This window comes from Chitinophaga varians, assembly GCF_014529945.1.
Taxonomy (GTDB): Bacteria; Bacteroidota; Bacteroidia; order Chitinophagales; family Chitinophagaceae; genus Chitinophaga; species Chitinophaga varians.
The window spans coordinates 1-821 of record NZ_JACVFB010000024.1 but is presented as its reverse complement, the minus strand read 5'-3'; the positions used below and the strand labels follow the sequence as shown (position 1 = coordinate 821).

Below are 821 nucleotides of genomic sequence, written 5' to 3'. Positions count from 1 at the left end.
CCTTTCACCCATAGGTCGAGCAGCTGCAATAGTTTCCCGTGGGATACCAGGTTATCGATGATAGCGTCTTTGATGTCGTCGTCATTACTGATGATCCGCAGTCCTTCCTTGTTGCGCTTCACCTGCCCCTGGCAGATACCGGCGGTATCACCAGTGCCATTGAGGAAAGATTGGAGCTTACCCGTCAGTTCGGCGATGCTACCGGCCATAAAGCCGAGGCGTTCTTCCATGGCTTCCCGGCCCGTCTGCAGCGTATAGGCGATATCCGTTATATCAAAGGAGGAAGGTGCGCCTTCAAGATATGCCAGCAGGTTGGCCGCCTGTTGTTTCAGCTGCTCCCCTGATCTGGCCGACAGCACGATCATCTGCGGTGAGTGTTGTGTATCGTTGTTTGCGGGTGTTCCGGCAGGAAGATACTCTCCCAGTACCAGGTGTGCGTTGGTGCCACTGAAGCCAAAAGAGCTGATGGCGGCCTGCCGCTGTTGGGTCTCTTTTATCTTCCAGTCGGTCAGTTGCGTATTCACATAAAAAGGACTGCCATCCAGGCGGATATGTTCATTTAACTTTTCAAAGTTGATGGTAGGCGGCAGCTGTTTATGATGTATAGCCTGTAGCAGTTTGATAAAACCCGCTACCCCGGCCGCTGTCAGACAGTGGCCGATATTGCTTTTCACAGAGCCGATAGCACAATAATTTTTCTCCGTGGTATATTTTTCGAAAGATTTTTTCAGTCCTTCTACTTCTATCGGATCCCCCAGTTTGGTGCCGGTGCCATGCGCTTCAATCAGCTGTATACTTTCAGGATTGATCTGGAAGCGGTC

1 protein-coding gene is annotated in these 821 nt (G+C 51.3%); it reads right to left on the bottom strand.

The features are described from left to right. Positions 1-821 (bottom strand): type I polyketide synthase (locus tag ICL55_RS34875; RefSeq protein WP_188106698.1); only part of this gene is annotated, 821 nt, incomplete at both ends.